General features: G+C 61.8%; 25 protein-coding genes and 1 pseudogene. 13 read left to right on the forward strand and 13 right to left on the reverse strand.

Annotation, left to right across the window (positions count from 1 at the left end; all coding sequences use genetic code 11):
- The 4 genes from flgF to AB7008_RS40005 all read left to right on the forward strand — a co-directional run bounded on the left by flgF (window position 1) and on the right by AB7008_RS40005 (window position 5,834).
- Window positions 1–729 carry a flagellar basal-body rod protein FlgF gene (gene flgF, locus AB7008_RS39990; RefSeq protein WP_014492650.1) on the forward strand — a complete coding sequence of 243 codons (729 nt, stop codon included), beginning with the start codon at window positions 1–3 and terminating at the stop codon, window positions 727–729.
- A 36-nt stretch (window positions 730–765) separates the two neighbouring features.
- Window positions 766–2,091 (forward strand): flagellar protein export ATPase FliI, encoded by a 1,326-nt coding sequence (gene fliI, locus AB7008_RS39995; protein WP_304491265.1) that lies wholly within the window; start codon window positions 766–768, stop codon window positions 2,089–2,091.
- An 839-nt stretch (window positions 2,092–2,930) separates the two neighbouring features.
- Entirely contained in the window at window positions 2,931–3,566 is a 636-nt protein-coding gene (locus AB7008_RS40000) for a MarR family winged helix-turn-helix transcriptional regulator (protein ID WP_028160777.1), read from the forward strand.
- Window positions 3,567–4,454: 888 nt separating this feature from the next.
- The gene (locus tag AB7008_RS40005; RefSeq protein ID WP_248879739.1) at window positions 4,455–5,834 is read left to right on the forward strand and encodes a tyrosine-type recombinase/integrase; all 1,380 of its coding nucleotides are present in this window, start codon (window positions 4,455–4,457) and stop codon (window positions 5,832–5,834) included.
- 989 nt (window positions 5,835–6,823) lie between these two features.
- Here the strand turns inward: AB7008_RS40005 and AB7008_RS40010 are convergent.
- Both AB7008_RS40010 and AB7008_RS40015 read right to left on the reverse strand, forming a co-directional pair.
- A complete protein-coding gene (locus tag AB7008_RS40010) occupies window positions 6,824–7,012 on the reverse strand; it encodes a hypothetical protein (RefSeq protein WP_152620720.1) in 189 nt (62 codons plus the stop codon).
- 640 nt (window positions 7,013–7,652) lie between these two features.
- The gene (locus tag AB7008_RS40015; RefSeq protein WP_441260581.1) at window positions 7,653–7,997 is read right to left on the reverse strand and encodes a hypothetical protein; all 345 of its coding nucleotides are present in this window, start codon (window positions 7,995–7,997) and stop codon (window positions 7,653–7,655) included.
- 352 nt (window positions 7,998–8,349) lie between these two features.
- Here AB7008_RS40015 and AB7008_RS40020 point away from each other — a divergent pair, with 352 nt between their 5' ends.
- From AB7008_RS40020 to AB7008_RS40030, 3 genes are all read left to right on the forward strand, one after another.
- Complete coding sequence (locus AB7008_RS40020; RefSeq protein WP_038960238.1) at window positions 8,350–8,616, forward strand: hypothetical protein; 267 nt, start codon at window positions 8,350–8,352, stop codon at window positions 8,614–8,616.
- Entirely contained in the window at window positions 8,609–8,905 is a 297-nt protein-coding gene (locus AB7008_RS40025) for a hypothetical protein (protein WP_038960237.1), read from the forward strand. The genes AB7008_RS40020 and AB7008_RS40025 overlap by 8 nt, the downstream gene beginning before the upstream one ends.
- Before the next feature lie 129 nt (window positions 8,906–9,034).
- Window positions 9,035–9,313 carry a DUF1488 domain-containing protein gene (locus tag AB7008_RS40030; RefSeq protein ID WP_041953063.1) on the forward strand — a complete coding sequence of 93 codons (279 nt, stop codon included), beginning with the start codon at window positions 9,035–9,037 and terminating at the stop codon, window positions 9,311–9,313.
- A 24-nt stretch (window positions 9,314–9,337) separates the two neighbouring features.
- Here the strand turns inward: AB7008_RS40030 and rpsU are convergent.
- Both rpsU and AB7008_RS40040 read right to left on the reverse strand, forming a co-directional pair.
- Window positions 9,338–9,593 (reverse strand): annotated as a pseudogene (gene rpsU / locus AB7008_RS40035) (30S ribosomal protein S21).
- Window positions 9,594–10,106: 513 nt separating this feature from the next.
- Window positions 10,107–10,985, reverse strand: coding sequence for a LysR family transcriptional regulator (locus tag AB7008_RS40040; RefSeq protein ID WP_248879740.1), 879 nt, complete (start codon window positions 10,983–10,985; stop codon window positions 10,107–10,109).
- 148 nt (window positions 10,986–11,133) lie between these two features.
- Between AB7008_RS40040 and AB7008_RS40045 the strand changes: the two genes are divergently transcribed.
- From AB7008_RS40045 to AB7008_RS40065, 5 genes are all read left to right on the forward strand, one after another.
- Window positions 11,134–11,706 carry an NAD-dependent epimerase/dehydratase family protein gene (locus AB7008_RS40045; protein WP_248879741.1) on the forward strand — a complete coding sequence of 191 codons (573 nt, stop codon included), beginning with the start codon at window positions 11,134–11,136 and terminating at the stop codon, window positions 11,704–11,706.
- On the forward strand, window positions 11,703–11,864 hold the full coding sequence (locus tag AB7008_RS40050) for a hypothetical protein (protein ID WP_248879742.1): 162 nt from the start codon (window positions 11,703–11,705) through the stop codon (window positions 11,862–11,864). Before AB7008_RS40045 ends, AB7008_RS40050 begins: the two co-directional genes overlap by 4 nt.
- Window positions 11,865–11,919: 55 nt before the next feature.
- Complete coding sequence (locus AB7008_RS40055; protein ID WP_200889970.1) at window positions 11,920–12,243, forward strand: hypothetical protein; 324 nt, start codon at window positions 11,920–11,922, stop codon at window positions 12,241–12,243.
- A 264-nt stretch (window positions 12,244–12,507) separates the two neighbouring features.
- Window positions 12,508–13,014 carry a YkgB family protein gene (locus AB7008_RS40060; protein WP_041953501.1) on the forward strand — a complete coding sequence of 169 codons (507 nt, stop codon included), beginning with the start codon at window positions 12,508–12,510 and terminating at the stop codon, window positions 13,012–13,014.
- Between the two features lie 157 nt (window positions 13,015–13,171).
- On the forward strand, window positions 13,172–13,489 hold the full coding sequence (locus AB7008_RS40065; protein ID WP_041953061.1) for a hypothetical protein: 318 nt from the start codon (window positions 13,172–13,174) through the stop codon (window positions 13,487–13,489).
- 64 nt (window positions 13,490–13,553) lie between these two features.
- Here the strand turns inward: AB7008_RS40065 and AB7008_RS40070 are convergent, their stop codons facing one another.
- The gene (locus tag AB7008_RS40070; RefSeq protein WP_244463934.1) at window positions 13,554–13,700 is read right to left on the reverse strand and encodes a hypothetical protein; all 147 of its coding nucleotides are present in this window, start codon (window positions 13,698–13,700) and stop codon (window positions 13,554–13,556) included.
- Between the two features lie 363 nt (window positions 13,701–14,063).
- Between AB7008_RS40070 and AB7008_RS40075 the strand changes: the two genes are divergently transcribed.
- Window positions 14,064–14,255, forward strand: coding sequence for a hypothetical protein (locus tag AB7008_RS40075; protein ID WP_038955530.1), 192 nt, complete (start codon window positions 14,064–14,066; stop codon window positions 14,253–14,255).
- 239 nt (window positions 14,256–14,494) lie between these two features.
- Here AB7008_RS40075 and AB7008_RS40080 read toward each other — a convergent pair whose 3' ends face one another.
- The 8 genes from AB7008_RS40080 to AB7008_RS40115 form a co-directional block, all read right to left on the reverse strand.
- A complete protein-coding gene (locus AB7008_RS40080; protein ID WP_041953059.1) occupies window positions 14,495–14,725 on the reverse strand; it encodes a DUF6894 family protein in 231 nt (76 codons plus the stop codon).
- Between the two features lie 352 nt (window positions 14,726–15,077).
- On the reverse strand, window positions 15,078–15,332 hold the full coding sequence (locus tag AB7008_RS40085) for a hypothetical protein (protein WP_041953058.1): 255 nt from the start codon (window positions 15,330–15,332) through the stop codon (window positions 15,078–15,080).
- 24 nt (window positions 15,333–15,356) lie between these two features.
- On the reverse strand, window positions 15,357–15,545 hold the full coding sequence (locus tag AB7008_RS40090; protein ID WP_041953056.1) for a hypothetical protein: 189 nt from the start codon (window positions 15,543–15,545) through the stop codon (window positions 15,357–15,359).
- A gap of 576 nt (window positions 15,546–16,121) precedes the next feature.
- On the reverse strand, window positions 16,122–16,415 hold the full coding sequence (locus AB7008_RS40095) for a phasin family protein (RefSeq protein WP_248879743.1): 294 nt from the start codon (window positions 16,413–16,415) through the stop codon (window positions 16,122–16,124).
- A 63-nt stretch (window positions 16,416–16,478) separates the two neighbouring features.
- Window positions 16,479–17,669 (reverse strand): extracellular catalytic domain type 1 short-chain-length polyhydroxyalkanoate depolymerase, encoded by a 1,191-nt coding sequence (locus tag AB7008_RS40100; protein WP_041953055.1) that lies wholly within the window; start codon window positions 17,667–17,669, stop codon window positions 16,479–16,481.
- A 3-nt stretch (window positions 17,670–17,672) separates the two neighbouring features.
- Window positions 17,673–18,092 (reverse strand): CopG family transcriptional regulator, encoded by a 420-nt coding sequence (locus tag AB7008_RS40105; RefSeq protein WP_441260582.1) that lies wholly within the window; start codon window positions 18,090–18,092, stop codon window positions 17,673–17,675.
- Between the two features lie 406 nt (window positions 18,093–18,498).
- A complete protein-coding gene (locus AB7008_RS40110; protein ID WP_041953053.1) occupies window positions 18,499–18,900 on the reverse strand; it encodes a hypothetical protein in 402 nt (133 codons plus the stop codon).
- A gap of 1,301 nt (window positions 18,901–20,201) precedes the next feature.
- On the reverse strand, window positions 20,202–21,233 hold the full coding sequence (locus AB7008_RS40115; protein WP_248879745.1) for an IS110 family transposase: 1,032 nt from the start codon (window positions 21,231–21,233) through the stop codon (window positions 20,202–20,204).
- Window positions 21,234–21,748 lie beyond the last annotated feature (515 nt).

Raw genomic sequence — 21,748 nt, forward strand, 5'->3', positions numbered from 1 at the left:
ATGCAATCGGCCCTCTATGTGGGATTGTCGGCGCAGGTCGCCCTCGATAAGCGCCTCCAGACGATCGCCAACAACGTCGCCAACGTCAACACGGCGGCATTCCGCACCGACGTCGTGAAGTTCGAGACCGTGCTGTCGAAGGCCGGTGCGAACCCGGTCGCCTTCTCCTCGCCCGGCGACAACATCATCTCGCGCGAGATGGGCAGCATCACCGAGAGCGGCAACCCGCTCGACGTCGCCGTGGTCGGACAGGGCTGGATCGCCTTCGCCGGCCCGAACGGCACGGTCTATACGCGCGACGGCCGCCTCCAGATCGCCGCCAACGGCGATCTTCAGACCGTGTCCGGCTTCCCCGTGATCGATGCCGGCGGCGCGCAGATCACGCTCGACCCGAACGGCGGACCGATCGCAATCGCCCGCAGCGGCGCGATCACCCAGGACAACAACGAGATCGGCTCCATCGGCCTGTTCAACATTCCCGCCGATGCCAATCTCGAGCGCTACGGCAATTCCGGCGTCACGCCGGACCGGCCCGCGACCGCCATCGCCGATTTCTCCCGCGACGGCTTCAAGCAGGGCTATGTCGAGGGCTCCGGCGCCAATCCGATGATGGAATTGACCAAGCTGATCGCCGCTTCGCGCGCCTTCGACGGCACCAATTCGATGATCGAGGGCACCGAGAGCTCGCTCCAGAACGCAATCCGGACGCTGGGCGAGCCCGGTAAGTAGACTGCGCTGCATGCGCATTGAGGGTGGACGGTTTCCTTGAACGCTCTTCGGCAACTCGAGTGGGCGCTGCTGGAGCTTCAGCAGAGCACTCCCCTGGCCAGCGTCAGCGGCGCGATCTCCGAGATCGCTCCGACGCATTTCCGCGTCTCCGGCCTGTCGCGCTTCGTCAAGCTTGGTGAGCTGATCGGCGTCAACTCCGGCGGCAAGCCCCAGATCGGCGAGGTGGTGCGGATCGATAGCGAGGGCATCATCGCCAAGCCGTTCGACCGGCAGTTCGCCGGCGGCCTCGGCTCGGTCGCCTACCGGATGCCGCCACTGTCGTTCGCGCCCGATCCGAGCTGGAAGGGCCGCGTCATCAACGCGCTCGGCGCGCCGCTCGACGGACAAGGTCCCCTCACCCCGGGATCGCGCACCGTCTCGGCGGACGCCGAGGCGCCGGCGGCCATGAAGCGGGCGCGCGTCCACAAGCCGCTGCGCACCGGTGTACGCGTCATCGACCTGTTCGCCCCGATCTGCGCCGGCCAGCGCGTCGGCATCTTTGCCGGCTCCGGCGTCGGCAAGTCGACGCTGCTGGCGATGCTGGCCCGCAGCCAGGGCTTTGACACCGTCGTGCTGGCACTCGTCGGCGAACGTGGCCGCGAGGTGCGTGAATTCATCGAGGACGTGCTCGGCGCCAATCGCAGCCGCGCCATCACCATCGTATCGACGGGAGATGAAAGCCCGATGATGCGGCGGCTGGCGCCGAAGACCGCCATGGCGGTCGCCGAATATTTCCGTGACCGGGGCGAATCGGTCCTGCTGGTGGTCGATTCGATCACCCGTTTCGCCCATGCCGCCCGCGAGGTCGCCCTCGCCGCCGGCGAGCCTGCGGTCGCCCGCGGTTATGCACCGACGGTCTTCACCGACCTGCCCCGCCTGCTAGAGCGCGCCGGCCCCGGCGAGGAGGGATCCGGGACGATTACCGGCATTTTCTCCGTGCTGGTCGACGGCGACGATCACAACGAGCCGATCGCCGACACCATCCGAAGCACCCTCGACGGCCACATCGTGCTCTCCAGGCACATCGCCGACCAGGCGCGCTATCCCGCCGTCGACGTTCTGGCCTCGGTCTCCCGCCTTGCCCACAACGTCTGGGACCCCGAGGAGCGCGAATTGGTGAGCAAGCTGCGCACCATGATCGCCAAATACGAGGACACGCGCGACCTTCGCCTGATGGGCGGATATCAGTCGGGGCGTGATTCGGGCCTCGACCAGGCCGTCGACATGGTCCCGAGAATCTACAGCGCCATGCGGCAGGACGCCTCGGCAGGGCCGAGCGCCGATCCATTCCGCGAGCTGCGAGACATGCTCAAGGGCGACTAGCCGGTTGCGGCCGGCGCGCCCGGCGTCGCCGACCTGCCCATTATCGCGACAGTCGATCCTACGCCTCCGGCGCATGCGCACCCGTTGCCGACTGCCGCCGTCCGTCGCGCACGTGCATCGCCCGTTCGGTGGAGATCGTGCCGCCGAGGCGAAAGCGATCCAGCGGACCCCTCTCGCCGTCATTATCACAACAACCGCTACGTGCAATCCCTACGAGTTCCCTTGGCGATTCTGTGACGGATCGCACAAGTTGTGGATGACGCGCCGCTCCGCGTCACCGTCATGCACAAGCTTCCATCAATTCGCATCAACGGCGGACAGCAACAGGCGTGCAATCAAACCGTCGCACATTTGCGTGCAAGTAGCTTGTTACACTGCGTATTACGATCACCATCATGTGTCCTGACGAACGAGATTGTCTTGAACGTTACAATCGCTTCGAGCGACAGCCAGTCTTCGGGAGCGTCTCTACTTGATTTTGTTGAGAAGCTCATTCATCGTTTCGATGGAATACAAGAAACGTCTGCGTGTGACTTGAACTTCAGGGGCTACGGTTGAACACTACCGATCCATCGTCCGGCTGTGATGGCAACTCGGGCTTTCGTTCGACGACGCCACGATTGGCACACCATCATCGACACAGCTTCTCGCGCCGTATCTCGCAGGGTCCATCCGTCGAGGTCGGGGGCAGAACGGTCCGTGCTTTCGCGCGAGAGCCGGGCGCTGCGTATGTGTCTGATATTGTGGTTGGTACAGCTTCTCGCGAAGGACTCGCGCGCAACGACGGAAGGCGGCTCCGGGGCGCCGCAGACGTGATACCCGGGGCAAGGTAGGAATTCATGCCGTTGGCACGCGAGGCCGTCGAGCTGCTGGTTCAGGCGGCCAGAGCCTGGTATTTCGAAGGCAATCAGCACGGGTTGCGCGACCGGGAATGGATGGCGCTGCGCTTTCTCCACCGTGCCAACAGGTTCTCGCGCACGCCGTCCGCGCTGGCCGGCTTCATCGGCGCGACCCGGGCCACGGCATCGCAGATCGTGAAGACGCTGGAAGCCAAGTCCTTCCTGGTGCGAAAGCCGTCGCACGAGGACAAGCGGTCCGTCGTGCTGCACGTCACCGCGCAAGGCGAGAAATGCCTGAGCCAGCACGACCCGATCAATCACGTGGTGAACGCGGTCACGTCTCTCGGCAGCGACGAATGCGTCAGGCTGCGCGACTCGTTGCGCGAGATCCTCAATCATCTCGACGCGGCCCATCAGCGGCTCGATGCCAGCATCTGCCGCGACTGCATGTTTCTCGCCGAACGCAGTCCCGGCACGGGCAAGGGACGCGCGAGCGCCGAATTCATGTGCCGGCTGTACCGCGCTCCGGTTTCCCTGGAGGAGACCGAGCTCCTCTGCACCAGTTTCGAGCGTACCCGCGACCGCCCGAAGATCGAGGGGCATCTCGACCGCGCGCGCATGGCGAGCCAGGGATGAGGCGGGAGTTCGCGACGTGATGGACCGCGCAAGTTTCGCGCGGATGCGATCGCCGGCGCTTGCGTAAAGTTTCTCAGCGGTATCGTTCTTTGAAACAAGCTCGTTTCCTCCGGTCTCCCGGATGCGTTGACCAAGCACGGAAGCATAGTGGCGCACGCTCCCTCCACGTCGTTGCGAGCGCAGCAAAGCACTGACGGAGTGGGAGGCATCGGCATCGTCCTCCAACTACCCCTGTCATTCCCCGCGGAAGCGGGGACTCCAGTACGCCGCGGCCTCTCGGCTCAATCACAGCCGTCTCTGGAATACTGGATCGCCCGGTCAAGGCCGGGCGATGACAGCGAGTGTTACAGACACACCTTTGCCTCCTCGCAGCGCATTTCGCCCGAGTTTTGCTTGATCTCTCCACCCTCAAAGCCAAGAGGGCGCAGGGAAGGCCGGGTGCTGACCACGCACCCGCGGTCCGCTGCGCGAAAGGTAGCGCAAGGAAACTGCACAGCAGCATACAGGTGGTGCCAATCACTCGGCCTTCCCTGCGCGATGGTCGGACGGCTTATGCCGTGCTCTCCCGGGAGCCGAATTCCCTCTGGCCTCCCTCGTCCTCGCGAAAGTCACCGGCAGCGCGCCGGTTGACGCGACTGCCGCATTCGCAAAGCACTTGACCGTAGCAACGACGGCCAGGACCACACGTCTATATTTTGGTATTCGGTGAAACACGCCGAAACTAAGAAAACTCTTCAAAATAAGGGCTGTTGAATTACCCTGATGCGGGCTGTTTCAGCGGGCTTCACCAAAATAAGGGCCCGGCCCTAAGTCTTTCAGCGTCCGCACGACAAACTGAAAGCCCCAAAGCCGAGCCCTTTGGTCCCAAGCCTTAGGAGCCGAAACCACATGGATAGTAACATCACCCCCGCCCCGGCCTGCAAGCGGGGCCGTAACAGCAGCGTCATTCTGACCGATCGCATGTGCGAGAAAAGGGTCGCCCAGCGCGCCAAGTTCTACGACCGCAAATGCCCCGGCCTCTACGTCAGCATCACCACGGCGGGCGTGGCGACCTTCTCGTTCAAGTTCACCGATCGGACCACGGGCAAGCAGCGCACCGGATGGCTCGGCGTCTATAACCCTGAGACTTTCACCGTCGAGGATGCCCGCAGCAAGGTCTACGGCCTCAAGGGTATGGGGGGCGGTGCGCTTGCCGAAACCTTCCGCGACCAGAAGGCGAAGGCCGCGCAGAACGGCAAGACCGTCTCCGAGATTATCGAGGAGCGGATCGACTGGATGAAGACGCCCGTCCGCAAGCCGGACGGCGAGATGCGGCCCCGGCTGGAGGCGTGGGAGAACACCGCCAGCCATCTGCGGCGCTTCGTGGGTGCCCGGCTCGGCAAGAAGCTCGTGCGAGAGGTCACCAAGAATGACATCGCGACGCTGTCGAACGACATCGTCGCAGGCAAGTTCGGCAGGCCCTCGGTCAGCAACTCACGCCATATGCGCAAGGCTGCCTCCGGCCTGTTCAACTGGGCGGCGGAAGCAGGCCGCGACTACGTGACCGCCAGCCCCTGCGTCAACCTGCCAAAACTCGATCCCGAACATCCCCGCACCCGGGTCCTCTCCGAAGACGAGATCAAGACGTTCTGGCACGGACTGGACCGCAACGACCTTCCCTATGACCGCCGGACCCGCCTCGCTCTCAAATTTGAGCTGGTCACCATGCTGCGGTCACGCGAACTGCTTGGCGCGCACCGCGACGAACTATTCGACCTCGACGGCGAGAACCCGCGCTTTGACGTGCCGCTCAAGCGGGTCAAGAAGCGCCGGGCGATCCAGCAGCCCCTCTCCGGTCTCGCGGTCGAGATCATCAAGGAAGCCTTGCGGGGATCGAACAAGCAATACGTCTTCGCCTCCCCGCTCGGCGATCAGCCGCTGCACCGCAAGGCCATGGCGGACGCGCTGCGCGGCGACAGCCGCAAGGGCAAAGTGAGGACGCCCGGCATCTGCGCCCTGCTCGGCCTCAAGCCGTTCACGCCGCACGATCTGCGCCGGACGGCGGCAACCCTAGCGGGCGACCTTGGCTTCGATGATGCGTGGATCGCGAAATGCCTCGATCATGCCGCGAGCAAGAAGGCCGAGGTCGTCGTGCCGACCGTCACCGGCAAGGTCTACAATCACTCCAAGCGGATGAAAGAGAAGCGCGCGGTGCTTGATGGCGTCGCAGCCGAGCTGCGGCGGATCACCGGTAACTCCGCTGATGCTGGGCTTCGTCTCGTCGCCTGACCGATGACGGTAGCGATGTCCGCTTCACTGCTAGAAACGGACATCACCACCGATCTCTTGCACGTCCGCTACGGGGCCAAGAGGCGACATCGACTAAGATTGCGAACGGAGGGCGCACCTAGTTGCGCGCGCTCCGCGGCACTTAAAGGCGGCCTTATCATCTTCTAGCAATTCGATTGCGCATCGGATCATCGACAAGCTAAGCGCGTCCATTCCCGGTGCTATCAACCTGCGGAACTGTTCAATCTCGTTGTTTATCTGGTCGCACTTTTTGCACATGTGCATCCCACGGCTTGCAGGCGGGAGGAACCAGCTCTCAGTCACCGATAGTAGCCTGGGGATCCGAAAAGGTGATTATGCCTAAAGCTATTCTCCCAGCGGCGTTCCTAGAAAGCCAAAAGGAATCGAGATCAGCAGCTGGACGCCGCGTGCAACGGCTTCCCATCTCACGCAAAAACGCCGCCCGCTTAAATAAAGCGCAGGCGGCGGCTTACCAGCCCGGGATGGTCTCCACGTGGCGTGCTGAAGTTCATCACGTCGGACCGGAACGAGGTCTAAATTCAAGTTGGCGGCTGTAGTCCCGGCGAGGTCAACCACTTGTTGATCTCTCCGGCGACATCGATCTGCCGAGCTTTTCGCAGAAGCTCCGTGCGGCGGACACCAGCGGGCATCCCCTTCGCCTGTAGACGGAGGTTGATCGCCTCCTGCGCGAGGCAGTATTCGAATGGCAAGGATTGTCCTGGGGACCGTTGGGCCGGCATGTTTGACGCTCCGCTTGGGGTTGAGCGGGAGCGCATTTTGCGTTCACGCCACCGATAGATGCTGAGGGCCGCTCGGTGGTAGTGAGACAGTGCGCCTTTATATGCCCAATAGCGAGCGCTTTGTTTCGATCCTGGCAGGAACTATCTGCGAGCAGCCTGACGTCACTGGCTGGCTGACTGCTCTCGCTTCAAGCTGGGCGCGATTACTGCTGTCGCTTTGAAGCCGATCTAACTCATCTTGGCCGCCGCGTCATCTCGACGAGCCCTGATCTCGACGCGCGCCATTGCGCTTTCAAAAACAGCGCGCCGGAGTTCCGATCGATTGAGCCGTTGTTCGCCAGTCAGCAGCTGGCGCTCATCTTGGAGGGATTGGCTGTCAGCGATAGCGCGCATGGCGCGGCTTAGAAGCTCATTCATGGCCGCCCCAGTCTGCTTGCGTGGGAGCGCATCTCCAATAACTTGGGTTAAGTCAAGTGGGGTGACTGTACCACGCATCGGCGCGGGCGACGGCGAGAGCGACACGGTAAAGCCGAGAGCGTTCGCCGCCGCCAAGCGGCCTTGCCACCGTTCGGCAATGACTGTTCCCAGTGCGGTGGATGCCAGGGGGGCATCCCGTTGCAACTGGCCCCGGGTTTCGCAGCTCGCTAGATCACTCGTCGCCCCCGATCGGCAGCCATGAAACTCAGCAACCACGGCAAATATTTTTTAGCTTCGCTGAGGTGCGGGCTTCTTCCGCAAGGAAAGGGTCCTTTTCGACCGACGATGAGTCGGCACTGGTCCCGGAGGGCTTCCTCGCTTTTGGAGGAAAGGCTGCGTCGTAACAGGAGAGGCGCGCGCTGGTGCTTTCGATTGAACGGCAGTTCGGCTCCGCCGCGAAAGCCGCCGGTGCTGCACCGAACACTGATGCAAGGAAAAGCGCGGCCTTCCATGTACCTGTTCTAGCCATTGTCATGCTGAACGTCCTTTCTATTTAATTCCTCCTCGAGAGGGTTTGCCGGGCCATGTTCCGAAAGGGGGCTAGGACCACCACACTCCATTGCCCGGTGTCAGGTCCCTGCTACTTCTTCTTTGCGGGCCCGAAATCCGGCTGCCAAACGGCTTCCTTGCGGCTCGGCGCCGCCGCGATCACCTTGGCTTTTTCCCTCTTCGGCTTCTTGGCTTCGCGATTGCCACGTTGCTGGCCCTTCGCCATGTCGCTCTCCTTTGGTGATTTGAGTTCGTCGAGCTCATTCGACTCCAGCACCCGTCCGCGCGGGGTGCAGACCCTGACGTCCATGTAACCTTCGCGCAGCAGCTTCCGTGCGAGCCGCAGCGCGACTGTCGCATTGCCGCGGCCGAGATTGGAGCTCCCGTATTCGTTGGTCCCACTGACCAGATACGGCACCCGGGTTGCCCTAACCATTGAGGATGGCGGCTCCGCACACGAGAAGCAGTAGAAACAACGGAACGATCACCGGCGGCACGATCCATTCCGAGATGCGAACACGCGACATCGAATGCTCCTGCGGGGCCTTCGGCGGGAGCACACGTGACCCTCAGTCACCGGTCGAAGCCGTTGAGATGTGCGGTGATGGCAGCGAGCCTAAGCCCGTGCCGAGCCAATAGCGAGCGTTAAATGCCGCGCGGGCGACGGCTCCGCTGTGACATCTTCGTTTGCCGGTGGGGCCCGATAGCACTGGCTATTGCGGCGCGAAGCGCGCATGGTCGCGACCGCCAGCATCGGTTGGGGCTTCACTTGCGAAAGGCAGGCGTGCATGACCATCCGCTCGCGGCGAGAAACCGTCCACTTTAAGCGTCCGTTCCGCATCCGCGGCATCGAGCGCCTGTTGCCGGCCGGCGCCTACGAGGTCGTCACGGACGAGGAGGAGATCGAGGGCCTGACCTTCTCGGCCTATCGCCGCGTTGCCACGCTGATCACCGTGCCCGCCGAAGGCGTTTGCGGCGTCACGGAGATGTTGTCGATCGGCTCGGTCGATCTTGCGAACGCGCAAGCCGCGGACGCGAGCGCCGCCAATGACTGACCAGACGGTCGATCTCGACAAGCACCGCGGCATGGCCGCGCAGAAGGCCACCGACCTGCGCCGCGCGCTTGCCGAGGTCGAAAGCCATGTCCGCGAGTTGCGCGAGCGCGAGGCCGATCTCGAAAATCGCATGTTGACGGTGCCCGCCGCGTCTTGGCTGGAGGCGGCGGTGAAGGCGCGCCATCTGCTCAACCTCTATGCTGCGAGTCTGCCTGCCGAGGATACGCGCCATCGCGCGCTGGTGGCAGCACTATTCGACGATTTCGCCCGGCTGTCGGGGGACGGCTGAGGCGAACGATGACCGCCTGCATTTCGCGGCACATGCCATGCTCGGCGCAACCGCGAGGGCGAGCGGCCCGCCGCGGGCGATGATTGGAGGCACGATCGGCCGGATAGCCATCACGTAGCGGAGCAAGCCATGACGTTGACCAGCGGCCACTTTATCAGCCACGAATACGACCGGATGATCGTTCGGTTCTCGATGCATGACGGTGGCAGGGAGGTTCCTTGCGCAATCTCCACCTCCGCGATGGATTATCTCGAGCGCGGCCAGCAAGTCAGGCCCGAGCAGCGGGAAGCCCAGTTCACCCGCCTAAGGGATCGCATCGAAGCGCAAGCGGCCAGCAAATATCGCGCGACAGAGTTCGAAGGCACGCCGCCGGGCATCGTGCTGCGAGGCATCGATTTCAGCGCATAGCAACATGCTCGGTAACTGCATCCTCTATTCCGCTCGTGCCTTGACCTCCGGCAAGGGCGGCTTGCGCTCGAACGGCTTCTTTTTCGGCGGCGCGGGCAGCAATCCCTCTCGGATCGCCTGCTTGCGCGCGAGCTTGCGGGCCCGGCGAATGGCCTCCGACTTCTAGGTTGTCATAGGAACGCCGCTGCTTCATTTCGCGGAAGACGCCCTCCCTCTGCATCTTCTTCTTGAGAACATGGAGGGCCTGCTCGACATTGTTGTTTCTGACCAGTACGTGCATTTGATCCTCCTTGCTGCGGGCTGCGAATGCGATACGTCCTGCTGGCAGGCGATTTGCGCGGGAGCTTCATTGGACTTTTGACGAAAGTGGCGGCGACGCGCGTCGCGGCGCCGGATAAGCCGCTCTGCTCGTCACAGCAATGCAGCTTGGCGAGATCGACGTGACCTCTTGGCTCATGAGCTTGAGTTAGCCACAGCTACGAATGGGCGTCCTCTTCCCTCAGGGACACCGCATCCATCGAGCCGCGGTATTTCCGCAATGGGTCATTTTCGACCGGGTCTACGGCATCGCCTACCATGTGATGTCCGCTTTGCCCCCCCAAAAGCAACCGAGTCGGCGACGCTGCATCCAAGCCAGACCCGCAAGCAGCGCCACCCGACTTGGGTGAGGCCGGTCGTCGGTTGAGGCGCGATGTCCTTCGCGATTTCGCCATCGCCGCGCTGGAATGGGTTACCCCCCGGAAAAATCGAGATCTCCCCCGTCCATGTCCGCAACGCTGGGCGGGCTTCTTGCTTATTCATTGAACGTACGCTCGAAGAAATCCACGAACGACCGTGCCTTGGCAGTCGCGGCGCGCCCGGTCGGAAGCACAGCCCACAGGTCCAGCGCGGGAAGGCTCCATTCCGACAGCACCGCACGCACGGCACCCGATTGCAGCTCAGGGCTGAACATCCATTCCGACGCGATGGCCAGTCCGGCATCAACGAGCACCGCAGCTCGCACTCCTTCCGCTGCGGTAACCCGCAATCTGCTTTTCACGGTAATCACCATTTCCGAATTCGCGCGCCGGAACGACCAGACGCTGCCTTCCTGAAGGTAGACGATGGCCTGATGCTTACCAAGTTCACTCGGCGTGGTCGGCGTGCCCGCGCGATCGAAGTAGACGGGTGTACCCAACACGAGGCGCTTGCATCGCGCGATACGGCGCGCCGTCAACCCTGAGTCCATCAACTTGCCCATCCGAAGAGCCACGTCAATCCCCTCCTGGACGAGATCAACTTGCCGGTCGTCGAGTACGATCTCCAGATCAAGTTCTGGATTCTGCGCCAGGAACTTCGGCAGCAGGGGAATGAGATGGATGCGGGCAAAGGTAACGGCGGCACAGACCCGCAATCTTCCCTTGAGGCCGGCTCCCGCTCCGCGTGCGGCAAGTTCAGCCTCGGCCGCCTCCTCGAGAGCGCGCCTCGCGCGCTCGAGATAACCGAGCCCGGCTTCCGTTGGAGTGAGACCGCGCGTCGAGCGCGTCAGCAGTTTGACGCCGAGATAATCCTCCAGCTGTGCGACGGATTTCGACACCGCGGGCTGGCCCACACGGAGCTGCCGGGCGGCGCCGGAGAAGGATCCGGTTTCGACCACTCGCACGAAGGTTTCCATCGAAGCCAAGCGATCCATCTTATTCTCCGCAGGAATGAGCGATATCGCTTTGCCCTATCTGCCATGCCGCGCCGGGATTGGCCATGTTTCACACATCCAAGGGCCAGCGCGGCATCCGCTTCGTGGCCTGCGGCCGAGAACCTTTCCCAACGGCAAGGAGGCAATCATGAGTGCGGCCAATCAAAGCAAGAGCGTTCCGAACAAGGTGCTGGTCACGGGCGCAAGCGGCCTGTTGGGGGTCGCCGCGATCGAGAAGTTTCTTTCCGCGGGCTTCAAGGTGGTCGGCGTCTCACGCCGCAAGCCCGAGCTGCCCAGTGGCCGCGACGTTGAGTTTCTCGCGGTCGATCTGAGGAACGAGGAAGTGGCCCGCGCGGCGTTCGAACCGCTGACCGACATCACGCATATAGCCTACACGGCCCTGCACGAGAAACCCGATCTGGTCGCTGGCTGGTCGAGCAAGGAACAGATCGAAACCAACAACGCCATGCTGCGCAACGTGGTGGAGCCGATCGTCCGCACCGCTCCGAACTTTCAGCACATCAGCATTCTGCAGGGAACGAAGGTCTATGGCGTGCACTTGCATCCGATCCCTATCCCGGCCCACGTGATGCCCACAAGGATCACCCGAATTTCTTCTTCGACCAGGAAGCCTATGTGCGGGAGATGGGGACCAAGCATGGCTTCAATTATACGGCTTTACGCCCACAGCTTGTCACCGGTCCGACCCCCGGTGCGTTGAACGTTATCCCTGCTATCGGTGTCTACGCGGCAATCCGCCGCGAGAAGGGTGAACCGTTCGGCTTTCCAGGCGGTCCGTCCTTCGTCTGGGAAGCCGCCGATACAGATCTCGTCGCGGACGTGATGGTCTGGGCTGCGCTCGCCCCAGGCAGCGAATGAGGCATTCAACATCACCAACGGCGACGTATTCGAGTGGCGCAATGTGTGGCCGGCCATGGCCGAAACCCTCGGTGTCGAAACCGGACCCGACATGCCAATGAGCGTTGCGGCTTACCTTGCTGAGAACGGCGATGTCTGGAACAGGATCGTCGCAAAGTACGATCTTCGCTCGCGGAACCTGCGGGAGCTCGTTGGCCAGGGTCACCAGCACGCGGACTTCGCGTTCGCCTATGGCGCTCCGGAGGGACCGCGGGCCTTCGTTAGCACTGTCAAGCTGCGCCAGGCTGGGTTCACCAAGACGATTGATACCGAGGACGCGTTTCGCAACGCGCTGCAGTCTCTAATCGACCACAGGCTTCTGCCGCCCGCCGCGAAGTAATCGGACGCCCGGATGCGCAAGATTGACCGACGCATGCACGCACAAGCTCTGTGGCCGGCGTGCGACACCCATTGTCGATGTGCCGTGCGGCGCCTTCGCTGATCTCCACTAGCTGAGCGTCGCTGTAGCCGCCGACTCGATGTGGCTTCGCCACCACTGTCTTTACCAACGTCTTCAACCGCATCAACGACACCGAGATCGACTTCCCCGCAGCCGCGTGAAGTGGCCGCGCACCGTCAGATCTCGCATGAAAGGATTACGACCATGACCACGATTACCACCGCCACGCAAACTCGCCTTGTCCGCGCGCTGCATAGGTCTGGCTTTCTCGCGGAAGACCTCGACTATCATGTTGTTCGCGCCTCGATGGTGATCATGTTCTTCTTCTTCGGCTACCAAAAGTGGTTTCCGTACGAATTCGAACGACTGGTCCCGTTCATCAGCAACGGGCCACTGATATGGTGGCTCTATCCTGTGTTCGGCCACGCGGGTGCCAGCCATTTCCTGGGCGCCTCCGAATGGACCTTCGGCAGTCTGCTGCTCGCAGGCTTCTGGGAGAAGCGGCTAGGTGTTCTCGGCGCGCTCGGCTCGACCGGTACTTTCATCACGACAGTCACAATCATTCCGTTCATGCCGGAGGGCTGGGATGTTGCTGCAGGCGGCTTCCCTGCTATGACGGGCAACGTTCCCTTCCTGATGAAGGACGTCGTTCTGCTCGCCGTCTCGGTCTACCTCCTGAGGCAGGACGTGGTTCGCCTGATGCGGCAATAAGGTGGCACTCCCAATGGTGATGCGTCGCCGGGGAGCTTCCCGCTCGCCGGCGACTGCGCATTCGACCCTGCCGAACGGGAGTGCCGGAGAACTCCCGGTAATCAAACTGCCTGCCGGTTCGGCGAGTCCCGTTTGGTGCATCAGGAGCAAAGGGGGCATGTCCCACAGTTCGATTTTGAAGCGCGTAATCAGCACGGTAAGGGCTGGTCTCGTCTTCGCAGGACTGCTTTCGCCGGCGCAGGCGGCCTACCAGTACGATGCCGTCCGCGTTTTCCCCGACCTGCCAATTGGCTGGACTGCAGGCCATGCGCCGCCCGTGCTGACCGCACAGCGGCCTTGGTTTGCTCCGGTCGGCCGTCGGCAGCCGCACCAAGCCGATGTCCCCCCGCACGAAGCCTTCTCGGCATGGGAGCGTCAGCAGCAGCAGTTCGACCGGGAGTTGGACCGCAAGCTGATCATCTGCCACGGATGCTAACCCTGCATTTCCTCAGGCTTCCCTTCGGCTGGTGCTACGCGCCTTGCGAACACGCCCCTGCCACCTACATCTTGCGCCACCGCGCCGGAGTGACGCCCATGAGGCTCTTGAAGGCGCGCTGGAACGCCGCTTCGAATTGATACGCGACCGCCTCCGCCGCCGCGCCGGTCGAACGCGAAGATTTCTTGAGTTCGTTAGCCGCGAGCGTCATGCGAATGCCGGTCGGGAGATCATTGGCCGATCTTCCCAGCTTCTCCTGAAATTTACATCGAAAAGCTCAATGCTCCGTTTCTCTACACGCTCAAGGCCACCGGGTTGGAGTTCGGCGCCGGCATCAAGCATGCAGTTGAGAAAGGCTGACTCGAGCTGCACGAAAGCGGGACCAATGTCCGGCTGGCCGGCACCAGCGCAAAAGCGGCCCCAGCAAAAGACCAAATTGCCGGGGCCGTTTGGAGGTCACCTTGGCGGTAATGGGGTCGCCAGGTGGTGACGAGCATAGGAAAAACCGGCAATCAGTTCTGTCCACTTGTGCCCAAAGCGGTATAGTTCCTCATCGGGAACGGACCCGATCGCAATGAAAGACATGCAGGCTCAGTTGGAAAAGCTCCGCACGGATGCTGCCGAGTGCGCCTTGATCCGCGATCTCGCTACTGAACCCAAGAAGCGAGAACTGTTCACAAGGCTGGCCGAGCATCTGACAGTTCTGGCCGACGAGGTTGAACACGCCATTGCTGCCGCGGGACCTGAGCTGAAGCGGAAGGAATGACCGAAGGAGGCTGGGGTCGGCGTTTCGAGGATCCGATCACGATCGGAGATCGCGTACAGGTGACGCAACTCGACGCCGCCGAGTAAGCCACGCTGCCGAAGCAACAGCACGCCGAGCCTGAATGGCAAGCGGCGATGGAAGCCTTGATCCTGGTGGCGGAGAGTGGCGGCCCGACGATGTTTGCCCGCATCGGGGTCTTGCGGGCATTGAACCGAAAGAGGCCGCCAACTGAGGCGGCCTTACTGCTTCGTCTTGCTTCTGTCGAAAATGAACGCAGCTTGAAACACACGCTCGACATCCGTTCGCACCTCGACAGCCACGTCTTGCCGTATGTCCGCAAAGTCCTGCGCCAAGCTCGCAAGCGAATTGGCGGCCTCGACCTCGGCCTCTCGCTGAGTCTGGAACTCAAGCCCTTCTTCATCGGGATAGAGGCCGGTGTTGTCCCGGATATCGAAGTAGTACCGGATCATGGGCCGCTCGCTTTAGGGGCAGAGTCGGGCGGCTCGATTACGTTCCTAAATCAAATTAGCGCGCCCATCAGAGCTCCTCAGGCTATTTCGGCGGCTGCAAGCTTGGCGAGCGCAGCCAGTCGCACAGATGTGCGCCCATCTCAGCAATGCTAGCTTGCCGAAGCAGGGCTTCACGTTCCGCCCCAGCGGTTGTTCAGCCATTCGTTCTTCAAGAGAGCAGGTTTGTTTCACTCTGCGGCGCTTTGCCATGGCGCGGCTCCTCGAGCAATCAACCACGACTCTAAGGGCGCCAAAGAGATTCAGTTCCCGAAATCGAACTCTGCATCCCTACCCGAAAATTGGCCCGCCGGGCCTAATGCTCGTATGGCCTCAGCCCCTGAGCCTTGCGCGCCATCTCCATCCATTCTTCCCCGAGCTTCAGCCATGCCTCCTTGTCGACCTCACGCGTCGCCCTTTCAGCCTCATCCAGGCAAGTCTGCGCCTGAAGAAGGTATCTCACAAAATCAGCGTGGCCCATCGCGTACAATGCGGCGGCGAACAGAAGGTGCCAAATGAGAAATCGCAGGCGAGGCGACAGATCATCTGAAAGTTTCGCAGGAAACTTCATCTAAGGCCGCCAGTCTGAGGCTGTCTACCTGAAGCTGTCTACCCTCTGCTCGTTCCTCGCGAGGGACGCCAGTCTATCCAGTTGGCCGGCCAACCCCACAAAAGTTCGGGCGATGTTCTTCAGGGCGGCGGCGCGGTCCTTGGAAATGCCGGTCGCGCCAGAAAGTCTCTTGTAGTTGGCAGCATGTTCTCGGCACTCAGCAATGTTGATCATTTGCTCAGCCCTTCTGTTGCCCGCGCGGGACGTGGGAGCGCCTCTCCCCGCTGGCCTGCCTTCTACCATGTTAGGCCCCATCAGCTTCAGACACTGGGTCATATACGCCAGCGCCGGCTTGAGTTTTGAAAAGGAACCACAACGGCGGGTGATTATTTGAATCGTCGCTGGCTCGCTGCCAGAGCTGGCGGAGCGGCCCCGGCCTAACCCCCTTGTTTCCCCGGAGCCGGGGCCCGTCTCTCGCCCTTGTCGTATCGGAGTAGCGTATGCGTTCCTCGCCCTCGATTGCCGGCCGACCGCCTCGACCGCGAGATCTATCTGGTGCTTGAAGACTTCGGCGCGCGCGCCGGTTGCGCCTGGCGTGAGACAGATGAGGCTGAGACCGACGTCGAGATCATCCTGCAAAATCTCCTGTCTGGCCAGTACGCCTACCCGGAACGAGCGCTAAGACGCGCTACCATTTAGCACGAGTATGCACGCCATGCAGAATCCCAACGCACGCAAGGCGCGGCGACATCGCCCCGTTCGAAATCCGCGTTTGCGTCCATCCTTTGCCGCAGCGGGTACGGCTTACAGTTATCGTCCCGGCAGAGCCGTGAGCTCTCGGGGGCGCTTGATGCGCCAGAACGGATATGCCGCCAATTCTTTCGAATGCTGCCCGAACATATCGACCCGTCTGCTTGTAAACTCCGTAATGACGCCGAAAAATTCAGTTGGTGACCTGATCGTCGCAAGTCTCAGGCCGAATTCAAAAGCAAACTGCGCGTTGGCCTCGGCTATCTCAAGAAGCCTCGCTTGATACGCCTGCATGTTTGCGGTCGCTAAAGCAAAGCCTTTCGTTAGATCGCTAAAGGCCGGCTTCGGCGACACGAAGATGATCCGGAAACTCGGCGATGTGCTCGAGGACAAACCTGAGCGCCCTGTGGAGCCAGACTACCCACCGAGCGAATGCTCGAGGAAGAAACGCAGCATTTCCCTCGCCGCATCCGGCCCTTGCGGATCAGTGTAGGATCCGGCGGGGCTGCCGCCTGACCACGCGTGTCCGGCGCCATCGATGTTCCAGTGTTCGGAAATCGCCCGACCGGCCCCGTCGATCAGGACGGTGCGAGTATAGGCATGGCCGTGGGGTACGCGTCCGCGAAGTACCTTCGTCGTCGGCCTCTTTGCCCTGGCGGACTGCTCGATAATCTGATCGCCATTCTTTGGATGCACCGTAGTGTCGCGATCGCCATGGAAAACGATGGTCGGCACAGAAGTTTTGCCGTCCGCAATTGCCTTGGAGCCGCCTCCCTGCCGCATGGCGACGAACGCGGAGGAAAGATCGCTCGCGGCTCCACACGCGAGACCTGAATGAATACCGACGGCCGCGTACAGGTCGCTATACGTTGAGCCCATGATGGCGGCTGCGGCCCCGCCGGCCGACAGACCCGCGACGTATACGCGCTTCGGATCGATCGCATGCTCGCGCATGATCTGGCGGGTAATGCCGGCGATCATCGAGGGCTCGCCCCCGCCGCGGCGCTGGTCGCCCGTGCGAAACCAGTTCCAGCACTTCGAATGGTTGGCTCCGCTCGGCTGCTCAGGATAGACCACGAAGCAATTCTGCTCTTCCGCCAGGAAGTTCATCCGGGTGCCGGCCGCGAAATCGTCAGGCGACTGGGTGCAGCCATGAAGCATGACGATCAGGGGAAGCCGTTGTCCCCGGCAGCGACTTGGGATGAACAGCTTATAGGTCCGGCCTCCCGCGGCGTTACTGAAGGTACCGGCGATAAACCGTGTGCCCTCGGGCACGATGTCCGATGGCGACAGAGGAGCGCGCGTGATCGGACTTCGCAGGCCGAGCCCGGAAAAATCCCGCATGCCGTCGAGTGGTAAGGAGCCTCTGCGTCCCTGAGCAGAGCGGGCCGGCGCAATCTGCGGAGCCTCCCGCTCCTCGACAACGTCGGCCGTGGCGTCGATGGTAAGCGGATCGAGCCGCGGCAGCCGAACCTGAGAGGCGCTGCGAGACCCCGGCCTTGGAGCGCTACCGCCCTGGAGCATGCGCTGCAGCAGCGCGGTGGCCTCGACCAGTTGGCCGACACGCGTGAGGCGGGTTGCTTCGCGGACTATGTCTTGATTCAGCATCGTTCACCTCGTTCTGTCGGCGAGGGCGGCCTTGACCGCGGGGGTGGCATGGAGGGCTCCGAGCACGGAAACCGAGCCGATAGTGGCGCGGGCGAGTTCGGCCGTGACGTCCTGCGCGATGCTGGCAAGGCCAAGCACATTGATGTGCAGCATCTCGCCGGCTCGCTGCACCGCTTCGAGATCCGCGCGCGTGTAATTCCGGAGGCCGAGATCCAAGCCTTTGCGCGCGGTAGATTGCTTGACCACGTCGGCGTGACGCTCGAGCTGATTGCGGATCGCCGTCCGGATGAAATCCGTGCGGTTCGAATAGAACCCGTCCTTCACCATCAGATCGACGTGGCCCAGGTCGACGAAGCCGAGATTGATGGTGATCTTTTCGGTTTCCGGAAACTTCGGCCTCAGTTCTTGAATATTCGAAGGCATGCTTCTGGCCATCCAATTACCATCTGTATAGATGGTATATGGATGTCACGCCGTCCTTACAAGAGGGCGCGTGATGGAACTTTGGAGAAAGTGCCGGGCTTTGTCCGCGGCGGCGAAAACCGTCTCGATGACGATCGAGACGGTCGAGCAGAACACAGAGTAAGATGCCTGCGGCCTTAGCCGGATGGTTGCCTTCGTGCACTCCGATCCCGGCATGGGAGGCCGACGAACCTAATTCCGCTTGAGACCTTTAACGAGCCCTGCCGTAACGTCGAGCGCGGTCCGCTCGACTGACGGCGCGGAGGAATTCAAAACCATCGCGATCTTCTGCGGCTTTGGACAGCTGCTCTCGCTCGTCGCGGCCATGCTCTACCACCTGGATTTCACGGCCTTCTGACGCGCGCCATCAGGACGCGGTCGCAAGAGCTCGCTCGCGTCCTTCGCGACGGCGCTCGCGCCGTTCCCGCCTTCGCTTCGCCCGCTCCGGGAGCAGCGGCAGCGGAGGCACGGGCGTATCGACCCTCTCGGCCGGAACCGCCTCGAGCGGTTGGTCGACGCCAGTGGCCTCCATGAATTCGAGTATTGCCCGCCCTTTGTCAGTGATCTTCCACCCGCCGCTTTCGCGGTCCACCAGACCTTGGGAAAAGATGTCGAGGTCCGGCACGCACGCGGCCAGCCGCCTCGTCCGATCGGCCCAATCCCGGCCGCTGGTCGCCAAGATCGCCATGTCGCGCTTGAGATCCTCCATCACGGCGAAGCCGTCCGGATAGCTCACCAGGATTTTCAGCACCGTGACCTGGAAATTCACCCTGCGTCCTCAATCCGTCAAAGCCAAATGGTGGGCACTCGAGCCAGAGGTTCGCGACCAACCTGCCTGAGTCCTTCGGGCGAGACCTCTCCGCGGATGATCGCTCCCAAAACAAAAGAGGCATTGCTTCATGTCGAAAGTGTCCTCCTCTGGTTGGGCCGTCCGCGCCGCCGCGCTCTGTCGACGCATTGGGTTCTAGCTCGGTGGTATGGTGAGTTACCCGGCACCCGCGTGCCGCACGACTACCGAAAATGCCCAAGGTCCGCGAACCGTGCCCATGTCCCGGCGCTGTCTCCTCCAACGACTGTAACTTATGGCCGCGAGGCCCTCAATGCATTGGCACAAAGTGCACTAGCCAAACACTGAGGTTTTGCTTGTCTGGGGCGCGTCTAGCCGATCTTTTCTGCCCCCAAGTTTCCAAGATTGGCGAGGACGTAAAGGGCCCGAGCGCGGTCATCAACTTCGCCGGAGCCGAAAAACGGGGGTATAGTCCAAGACGATGGATGCAGCGGTAGATCGGCAACGCGGTTTGGAGTTGGGTCGCCGATGGGCAGAGCATGCTTCGGCGCATGAACTCGCCACCATGGTGAGCGGCTCGTCCGATGATCTCAGCCAAATTCTGCCACGGACGTATCTGATCAGTTCGTCGCCGGCTTTCGCGAAGGGGTGTTGCGCGTCTGGCGCGGAGCCTAGGCCTCAACACAGGGCGAGTCAGCGAGCGCGTGCCAGCGCGTTTCTACGTCGCTCTGCGACCACCGCTTGCCACGGTGTTCATTCGGCATTGACGGGCGTCGGGTGACTTCGCCAGGGGGGATTGCCGAAAATAAGCGTGCTTTCGGGAAGTTTTTTCTCCCCGTTTGGGGCTGCCCCGTGTCGTACGGATGAAGGGTGCTTACGGCAACAGAGTTCGATCAGCTCGCGAATGCCTGTGATATGTCCAGAGCAAGCTGCGCCCGGTGTTCGGTCGGATATATAAATTCTTCCGCTCATCCGCCGATAGCAGACATTCTCAGAGGCGGTCGGCAGGTCTCAAAAGGGCCATGTGTGGACGGCTCCGGGTTGGCAAGGACTTTTTTCACGCCTGCAGGATTGGTCGGAGCAGCCATGTGTTCGGCCTTTGACGCGGTTCACGTGACCGCTGGCCATAATGCCTTCCGCGGATCAGGTCCCAGTCAACAGGACGCATTCGACAATGCTGTGGCCCATGTGGGTTGTCCTGATCGCCAGATCGACCGGCTCTGCATTACGTGCTGTTGGCCCTCCCAACCGTCACATCACGCCGAATACACGGCGCGATCTCGTTAAGCCGCAAGCGCGACTGGTTCCTTATAGCGCTCACTCCTGGCCATCATCGCCCAAGCAATCCTGGCGAGCTTATTGGCGAGAGCGATAACAGCGACTTTGGCAGGGCGCCGTGCCAGCATTGCTGCGAGCCAAGGCCGATGCTTAGTGCCATGGATTTTGGCATACCTGATCACAGCAAGCGCGCCGATCGTGAACAGGCTGCGCAGATAGCGATCGCCTCGTTTACTGATGTTGCCAAGCCGCTCCTTGCCGCCGCTTGAGTTCTGCTTCGGCACGAGCCCGATCCAGGCTGAGAAGTCCCGCCCTGATCGAAACGCCTTCGGCTCGACGACGCTGGCAACCAGCGCGGTAGCTAATACCGGCCCGACGCCGGGGATCTCGTCGAGCCTTTTGCTCACTTCACTGGATCGGTGCCAAGCCGTGATCATACGATCGGACTCTAGAACCTGAGCCTTCAGCATCTGCAGCTGGGCGCCGAGAACGGCAACACACGCGCGTGCGATCTCGGGCAATCTGCTATCTTTTGAATCAGCGACCACCCTAAGCAGTTGCTCAACTCCATTACGCCCGACCGGCGCCACGATCCCGAACTCAGCAAGATGAGCGCGGATCGCATTGATCACCGAGTTCTGCTGACGCATCAGCAAATGACGGGTACGGTGGAGCACTAGGCAGCTTTGCTGCTCGACCGTCTTGGTCGCAACGAACCGCATGTTCGGCCTGGTGACAGCCTCGCAGATCGCCTCGGCATCAGCCGCATCGTTCTTCTGCCGCTTCACGTAGGGCTTCACATAGGCCGGCGGCATCAGCCGTACCGTGTGGCCGAGCGCCTGCAACTCGCGCGACCAGTGATGCGACGAGGCGCAAGCTTCGATGCCAACCAGGCACGGCTGCAGCTTCTGGAAAAACGCCAGGACATGGCGGCGCCTCAACTGACAGCGTACGACCACTTGACTGGCTGCATCAACGCCGTGCACTTGGAAGACCGACTTCGCAATGTCCAGACCGACCATCGAAATTGATTGCATAGGTTGCTCCTCCGATTCGTGGGAGCCTTAAAACGGCACCCACTCCTTGGCACTCTCGTGCCGGTGGAGGAGCCGTCCACAGCATCAATAGGCGACATTCCAAATGAGGGAAGCCGCCAACCAAGGCGGCCTTACTTTCCTTCCGATCTCGCGATATCCGCGAGGCTCTCAAGCTGGTGCCCTAGTGCTGTCCAACTACGTGAAATGTTCATAAGCACGGTAGATCGGCGGGCTGAATTTTTCGGATCAGCTCCTAGGAGTTTGTATTCCGCAGCATAGGCTCTGCATTGTTCGATTGACGGCATTTGCGCTCCTCCGCCGGGACCCAGTGGCCAGCCTTATTGAGGTTGCTTTCTTTGCAGCCCCAGCCAAGTTCGCTCTCGAGCCAGCCGCTTTGCTCTCGGCTTCATCGGTCCCTCGGCCAGCGCTTTGTAAGCCAGTTCGCACTTTGGACATTCAAGCGTGCGCAAATTGGGACCAGCAAAGCTGGGCTCGACACCGACCAGCATCATGCG

Source organism: Bradyrhizobium sp. 521_C7_N1_3, from assembly GCF_052075975.1.
In the GTDB taxonomy this organism is placed as follows: domain Bacteria; phylum Pseudomonadota; class Alphaproteobacteria; order Rhizobiales; family Xanthobacteraceae; genus Bradyrhizobium; species Bradyrhizobium japonicum.